This is a genomic window from Actinomadura sp. KC216 (genome assembly GCF_004348535.1).
Classification (GTDB): Bacteria; Actinomycetota; Actinomycetes; order Streptosporangiales; family Streptosporangiaceae; genus Spirillospora.
This window is the reverse complement of the sequence record NZ_SMJX01000390.1, coordinates 1-7,077: the sequence shown is the minus strand read 5'-3', so window position 1 is coordinate 7,077 and position 7,077 is coordinate 1. Positions and strand designations below refer to the sequence as shown.

7 protein-coding genes are annotated in these 7,077 nt (G+C 74.0%); all 7 read left to right on the top strand.

Annotation, left to right across the window (positions count from 1 at the left end; translation table 11 throughout):
- Positions 1 to 1,011: sugar transferase (locus tag E1264_RS37975; protein WP_132181634.1), on the top strand; the 1,011-nt coding region annotated here is incomplete at its 5' end.
- Entirely contained in the window at positions 1,008 to 2,336 is a 1,329-nt protein-coding gene (locus E1264_RS37970) for an O-antigen ligase family protein (protein ID WP_132181632.1), read from the top strand. The genes E1264_RS37975 and E1264_RS37970, both read left to right, overlap by 4 nt.
- The gene (locus E1264_RS37965) at positions 2,336 to 4,051 is read left to right on the top strand and encodes a lipid II flippase MurJ (protein WP_132181630.1); all 1,716 of its coding nucleotides are present in this window, start codon (positions 2,336 to 2,338) and stop codon (positions 4,049 to 4,051) included. Before E1264_RS37970 ends, E1264_RS37965 begins: the two co-directional genes overlap by 1 nt.
- Entirely contained in the window at positions 4,023 to 4,700 is a 678-nt protein-coding gene (locus E1264_RS37960) for a polysaccharide deacetylase family protein (protein ID WP_132181636.1), read from the top strand. Before E1264_RS37965 ends, E1264_RS37960 begins: the two co-directional genes overlap by 29 nt.
- Positions 4,697 to 5,854 carry a glycosyltransferase gene (locus E1264_RS37955; RefSeq protein ID WP_132181628.1) on the top strand — a complete coding sequence of 386 codons (1,158 nt, stop codon included), beginning with the start codon at positions 4,697 to 4,699 and terminating at the stop codon, positions 5,852 to 5,854. The genes E1264_RS37960 and E1264_RS37955 overlap by 4 nt, the downstream gene beginning before the upstream one ends.
- 73 nt (positions 5,855 to 5,927) lie before the next feature.
- Positions 5,928 to 6,575, top strand: a complete 648-nt coding sequence (locus E1264_RS37950; protein WP_132181626.1) for a hypothetical protein — start codon at positions 5,928 to 5,930, stop codon at positions 6,573 to 6,575.
- A 15-nt stretch (positions 6,576 to 6,590) separates the two neighbouring features.
- A partial coding sequence (locus E1264_RS37945) for a glycosyltransferase (protein WP_165964589.1) occupies positions 6,591 to 7,077 on the top strand: 487 nt, incomplete at its 3' end.

Here is a 7,077-nt window from a genome sequence, read left to right as displayed (position 1 = left end):
GCCATGAGGACGTACCGGTGCCGGCGGTCGCGGGCGCGTGCTGCGCTGATCGTCGGGACGGGCGGGATGGCCGCGCACCTGGCCCGGATCCTGGGGGAACGGGGAGAACTCGGGCTTGCGGCGGTCGGGCAGGTGGCGGCCGGGATTCCCGCGGCGGAGGGAGGTCCCGGTGGACGTTCCGTGGTGCCCGTTCTCGGGGAGACCGCCGACCTGCCCTCGCTCGTCGAGCGGCACGGGATCGACACGCTGGTCGTGATCGCGGAGGACGTCCATCCGAACCATCTGGACACCGTGCTGCGGATCTCGTTCGGGCTGCCGTGCGAGACGCTCCTCGTCCAGCCGCCGTCGGATGTCGTCCCTATCGCGGCGGCGCGGCGGGACCGGCTCGCCGGGCTGCCGTGCGCGCGGGTCGACTGGCGGCTCCGGGGGCCGTCCGCCCGGTACGCCAAGCGGGTGCTCGATCTCGTCGCCGGGTCCCTGCTCCTTTGCGCGGCGCTGCCGGTGATCGCGGTGTGCGCCGTGGCCGTGCGCCTGGAGGGCGGGCCCGGTGTGGTGTTCCGGCAGCGGCGCATCGGGCTTGGCGGCGAGGAATTCGTCCTGCTGAAGTTCCGGACGCTGCGGAAGGTGGACGAGCGCGAGTCCGACACGCGCTGGACGGTGCGGGACGACGACCGGATCGGGCGGGTGGGGCGGTTCCTGCGGGCCACGTCGCTGGACGAACTGCCGCAATTGTGGAATGTCATTCGTGGCGATATGAGCCTTGTGGGGCCGCGTCCGGAGCGGCCTCATTTTGTTGAGCAGTTCTCTCGTAGTTGTCCCGGGTACATGCTGCGGCACCGTGTTCCGGCCGGGATGACGGGCTGGGCGCAGATCCACGGATTCCGGGGGGACACGTCCATCGAGCTTCGCGCCAGGCTCGACAACCACTACATCGACCACTGGTCCTTCAGCGGTGATCTGAAGATCCTGCTACTGACCGTCCGGGCGATGATCTTCCGGGGGGCGGGATGACGGCCTCCGCGCCGCCCGCCGCCGCGGAGTCCGCGGCACCCGCCGCGCCCCCGGCGGGCGGGCGCCGGCTGGTCAGGCGGCCGAGCTGGCTGGTCGCGGCGGGCGTGCTCAGCGTCGGGCTCCCGCCAGGCTCGGAGGTGATCGGCGACGGGATGCAGGTCACGGCCGGGGACGTCGCCGGTGCCGTGCTGGTGCTCGTCGCGACGTTGCTGCTGGTCGCGGGGCGGGTCGCGATGCCGCGCGCGGCGCTGCTCGCGTTCGGGCCGCTCGTGGCGGCGCTCGGGATCAGCACGGTGTGCTCCGCCGACATCGCGTCCAGCCTGCCGGGGTTCGTCCGGGACATGCAGATATTCGTGCTGGTGCCGCTGGCCGTCGTGCTGCTCGTCCGCGACCGCTGGGACTTCGCCATCGTCTGCTCGTCGGTGCTCGTCCTCGGGTTCTGGGAGGCCGGGGTCGGGATCTGGCAGTCGGCCACCGGGAACGGCGCGTCGATGGGCGGCGCCTACATCCGGGCCGTCGGGACGTTCGGCGCGGGAAACGTGATGGGCATGTCCGTTGTGGTCGGGATCGCGTTCCTGACTTTGACGGCCTTTGCGTTGTTCGCTCGTGCGTGGGGTTTTGGCGCCGTCGTTGTTGCGGTGGGTGGGCTTGGGGTTTTGGGTGTCGCGCTGGCGGCCTCGCTCAGCCGCGGGACGTGGATCGCTCTCGGTGCCGCCGCCGTCCTCGCCCTGGTGCTCTTCGACCGCTGGACGGCCGTCAAGGTGCTGGCCTGCTGCGCCTCGCTCCTGCTCGTGGTCGTCGCGGGCGGAGGCGTCGGCGGTGGGGCGCAGGCCGTCGTCGAGCGGTCCGAGAGCATGGCCGGCTCGATCAGCGAACCCGACCAGTCGGTGGACGACCGGTACAGCCTGTGGGCGGCCGCCGTCCGGATCTGGGAGGACAATCCCGGCACGGGCGTGGGCGTCAAGAACTTCCCCGCATTCCGTGATGCCTATGCCGGGATCGAGCTGTCGTCGGGCAGCGAGACCGATGATCCGGTGCATGGGTATGCCCGGCAGCCGCTTCTGTCGCCGCATAGCGAATATCTGCTGTTCCTGTCGGAGCAGGGCATGGTGGGTTTCGCGGGTTTCGCGGCTTTGGTGGGCGTGATGGTCGGCGGGTTGTGGCGGCGGCGCGGCGTTCGTGACCCGTTCTGGTTCGTGAGCGTCGGGCTGCTGACGTTTCTGCTGGTCAACTTCCTGTACGCCGACTTGGGCGGCGCTACGTGCGCGCTGGTGGCGATCGTGCTCGGGGTCGTCGCCTCCCGTGCGTTCGGGGCGGTGCGCTGATGACCGCCGCCGCCTCAGCCTCCGCTTCCGCCTCCGGCTCCACGTCGGCCGCCGCCAAGGCGTCCGCCGGGAACTTCGCCGGGTCCTCCGTCGGACGGGCCGCCGCGCTGTCCGGGGTGCTGATCGCCGCCGGAACCGGGCTCGGGTTCCTGCGCGACCTGCAGATGGCGCACCTGTTCGGCGCCAGCGGCAGCACGGACGCGTTCCTCGTCGCGTGGACGATCCCCGAGACCGTCTCGCCGCTGCTCATCGAGGACGCCATGGCCCTCCTCATGATCCCCGCGGTCACGCGGCTGCTCGCGCGCGGCGGCGGGCTGCGCCCCCTCGTCGGGACGACGCTGCCGCGCATGATCCTCGGCCTGTCGCTGGTCACGGTCGCGCTCATGGCCGCCGCTCCGGTGCTGGTGGACGCCCTCGCCCCCGGCCTCACCGAGCGGGACCCGGCGATCCGGTGCGTCCGGCTGACGGCGATCACCGTGGTGACGTTCGGCGTCGCTGGATTCATGAGCGCGACGCTGCGCGCCCACCACAGATTCGGGCCGCCCGCCGCGATCTACCTCGCGTACAACGTGGGCATCCTCGCGCTGATCGCCGGGCTGTCGGGCGCCGTCGGCGTCACGAGCGCGGCGATCGGCGTCGCGTGCGGGAGCGTTCTGATGGTCCTGGTTCAGGGGCCTGCCTTCGTGCGCTGCCTGCGCGAATCCCGGCCCCGGGTCGAGTCCGTCCAGGGGGACGTCGATGTCTGGGTCGGGCTGGCGGCCGCCGCGCCCGTCGTCGTGTACACGGTGACCCGGCAGGCGCAGGTGTTCGTCGAGCGGTTCTTCGGGTCGGAGCTGGCCGCCGGGTCGATCTCCCACCTGAACTACGCGCAGAAGGTCGCGCAGGTGCCGATGATCCTGTCGCTGCTGATCGTCACCGTGACGTTCCCGCGGCTCGCCCGCGCGTCGGCGGACGGCGACACCCGGCTCGTCGCCCGCCGCATCCAGCAGGACCTGGCGGTCGCGAGCGCGATGGTGCTGGCCGCGACCGCGTTCCTCATCGCCTTCGCGCCCGTCGTGATCAAGGTGCTGTTCGAGCACGGCGAGTTCACGGCGGCGGACACGCGCAGCACCGCGTCCGTCATGCGCGTCTACGCCCTCGGTCTGTGGGGGCAGATGGCGGTCGGGCTCGCCACGCGGGCGTTCTTCGCGCAGCGCCGCCCGACCTGGCGGCCCGCCATCGTGCTGTTCGGCGGCCTCGCGGTCACCGCCGCGATCGGGGGCGCGTTCGCCGCGTCCGCCGGGACGGTCGCGCTGGCCGCCGCGAACGCCGCCGGGATCACGCTCGCCGCCGTCCTGCTGCTGGCCGGGCTGCGCGCGGGCGTCGCGCCCGTCGCGCTCCGGCGGATCGCCGCCGACGTAGCGCGGCTCGTGCTCGCGGCGGCCGGGGCCTGCGCGGCCGGGGTAGCCGTCGCGGGCGCGTCCAGCGGACGGATGCCGCCCATCGTCCAGCTCGCCGCCGGGGGGCTGGTGACCGCGGCGGTGTTCGCCGTCGTGATCGTCCTGGCGGGACCCGGCCTCGCCGCCTCGTGGCGCGGCCGTATCGAATCGGGGGAGACCAGTGAGCCAGCCGACCGAACCGACACGGGTGACCGAACCGGCGCCCCCGCGACCGCCGGAGGAGATCCGTCCGGCGCCGCTGGTGCTGATGTACCACTCGGTCGACCACTTCGATGAGGACCCGCACCTGGTGACGGTGTCGCCCGCCCGCTTCGAGCGGCAGCTCGCCTGGCTGCGGGCCCGGGACCTGCGCGGCGTCGGCATGCGCGAGCTGCTGGAGGCGCACGCCGCCGGACGGGGCCGCGGCCTCGTCGGGCTCACCTTCGACGACGGCTACGCCGACTTCGCGACCCGGGCCGTCCCGGCGCTGCTGCGGTACGGGTTCACCGCGACAGCGTTCATCGTCACCGGACGGATCGGAACCTACAACGCATGGGACGACGGACCGCGCAAACCCCTCATGACGGCCGACCAGATCCGCACGGTGGCGGGGGCGGGCATCGAGATCGGGTCGCACGGGCGGCACCACGTCTCGCTGCCCAGGACGGACGACACCGAACTCCGCGAGGAGCTGGAGGAGAGCCGGGCGGCCCTGGAGGAGCTGGTCGACGGGCCGGTCACCGGGTTCGCCTATCCGTACGGGCACGCCACGTCGCGCGAGGTCGACGCGGTGCGCGCGGCCGGATACGACTACGCGTGCGACATCGTCCCGGACGAGCCCAGCCGGCACGCGCTGCCCCGCACCTACATCGGTGACCGGGACGGGCCGCTGCGGATGCGCGCCAAGCTCGTCCGGCACGAGCTGCGCGAACGGAGCCGCGTGTGACCCGGGTCCTGCACGTCATCACGGGGCTGGAGCACGGCGGCGCCGAACGGCAGCTCGCGCTGCTGCTCCGCCATCTGCCGCCGCCCGTGCGGTGCGAGGTCGCGACGTTGACGCGGGTGGGTGCGGTCGGCGCGGAGATCCGCGCGGCGGGCGTGCCCGTTCACGAGGTCGGTATGCGCGGGAACCGGGATCTCGCGGCGCTGCCCCGGCTCGTGCGGCTGATCCGGCGGGGGCGGTACGACGTCGTCCACACGCACCTCTACCGGGCGTGCGTCTACGGGCGCGTCGCCGCGTGGATGGCCGGGACGCCCCGGATCATCGCCACCGAGCATTCGCTGGGCGACGGGCATATCGAGGGACGGGCCGTGACGCGCGGCGTCCGGGCGCTGTACCGGGCGACCGAACGGCTCGGGACGGCGACCGTCGCGGTGTCGCCGACCGTCGCGGCGCGGCTGCGCCGCTGGGGCATCCGGCCGGGCCGGATCTTCGTGATCCCGAACGGGATCGACGCCGACGACTTCGCGTTCGACGCCGCGCGCAGGGCCTCGACGCGGCGGCGGCTCGGCATCGGGCCCGACGAGGCGGTCGTCGGGGCGGTCGGGCGGCTCGTGCCGACGAAGCGGTTCGACCTGCTGATCGAGGCCGTGGCGCGGGTGGGGGGCGTCCGGCTGCTGCTGGTCGGGACGGGCCCGCTGCGCGGAACGCTCCAACAGGTGGCGGACGAGACCGGCGCCGCCGTCCGGTTCGCGGGCGGGACGTCGGATGTGGCGGGCGCGCTGGCGGCGATGGACGTGCTCGCCGCGCCGTCCGTCCAGGAGACGTTCGGGCTCGGTGCCGTGGAGGCGCTGGCCGCCGGGCTGCCCGTCCTCTACACGACGTGCCCGGCGCTCGACGACCTTCCGCGCGGCGAGGCCGTCCCGGACGGTGCCGCCCGGCGCCTGCCGTCCGACGTGCGGATCTGGGCCGAGGAGATCCGGCGCGCCGTCCACGAGACCCGGGACAGGGCGCGCGTGCCGGCGGTCGTCACCGGCCGGTACGCCATCGCCGCGCAGGCCGCCGAGCTCGCCCGGCTCTACCGTCCGGAGCCGCTGTCCGGCGAGGTCATTCCGATGCGAGAAAGGGCTCAAGATGCCGCGACAGACGCCGCGACGTGACGCCGGGCAGAGCGGGCGGAGCGAGCAGAGCGGGCGGGGCGGGCGAAGGGCGCCCGGTATGAGGCGCGTACGGATGCCGTTGCCGTTCGCCGTGTTGCCCAGGTGGTGCGGGCCGTCCATCGCGTTCGTCCTGGCGGGAATGCTCGGCGGCCTGGGATATGCCCTGTACGCGCCCGCCACCTACACCGCGAGCGCGTTCGTCCTAGTGGTGGACGAGGTCGGGCCCGACAGGTCCGGTCCGGCGGCGTTGAGCTTCGCGCAGCTGTACGGGCGGCTCGCGCCGCTGGAGGAGACGCTCCGGTACTCCACGATCCCGCTGCCGGACGCCCCGCCCGGGTCCATGCGCGAGCACGTCCGGGCGTCCACGTCGCCGGACACGCCGGTGATCAGGCTGGCGGGCAGCGGGCGGACGGCGCGCGACGCCGCCGCGTTCGCCAACGGCGCGGCCGACGCGCTCGTCCGGTACGGGACGTCCCACCGGGCCGACACCGGGGTCCGCGTCGCGCTGATGGGCCGCGCGGCCCCGCCCCCGGCGCCGTCGTCGCCGAACCTGCCGCTCGGCATCGCGGTCGGGACCGCCTCCGGGGTGCTGCTCGCCGGGCTCAGCGCGGCCGTGCTGAGCACGCAGCGGGGCCGGCGCCGTGCGACTCCGCCCCAGGGTGCCGCCGTTCTGGACGAGTCGCCCGCCGGGCGCGCCGAGCGGGTCGAGGTGGGTTCGTGACGGAGATCCTCGCGCATGGCTGACTGCGGCGGCGTGGCGGCGCCGGGCGGGCCGTCGGCGCCGATCCGGGTGTTGCACGTCAGCCAGCCGAACGCGGGCGGGGTCGCCGTCTATGTCGGGCAGGTGGCCGGTGACCAGCGTAAACGTGGCTGGGAGGTGGGGGTCGCGTGCCCGGCGGGCGGTGATCTGCCCGCGCGGTGCGCGGCGGCGGGCGTGCCCTGGTTCAACTGGCCCGCCGGGCGCGCTCCCGGGCCGCGGACCCTGCTCGAATCCCTCAGCCTCCGCCGCCTGGTGAAGAGTTTCGGGGCTGACGTCGTCCATCTGCACTCGTCCAAGGCGGGTCTGGCGGGACGGCTGCTGCGCCGCCCGCACGGCACGCCCACGATCTTCCAGCCGCACGGCTGGTCCTGGCTCGCCGTGACCGGACGTCGGCAGGACGCCCTCAGCCGCCGCTGGGAACGGCTCGCGTCCCGCTGGAGCGACGCGCTGGTCTGCGTCGGGG

Coding starts and splice junctions, on each gene's coding strand:
- E1264_RS37960 (WP_132181636.1), top strand. CDS start 4,023: ATGTACCACTCGGTCGACCACTTCGATGAGGACCCGCACCTGGTGACG.
- E1264_RS37950 (WP_132181626.1), top strand. CDS start 5,928: ATGCCGTTGCCGTTCGCCGTGTTGCCCAGGTGGTGCGGGCCGTCCATC.
- E1264_RS37970 (WP_132181632.1), top strand. CDS start 1,008: ATGACGGCCTCCGCGCCGCCCGCCGCCGCGGAGTCCGCGGCACCCGCC.
- E1264_RS37965 (WP_132181630.1), top strand. CDS start 2,336: ATGACCGCCGCCGCCTCAGCCTCCGCTTCCGCCTCCGGCTCCACGTCG.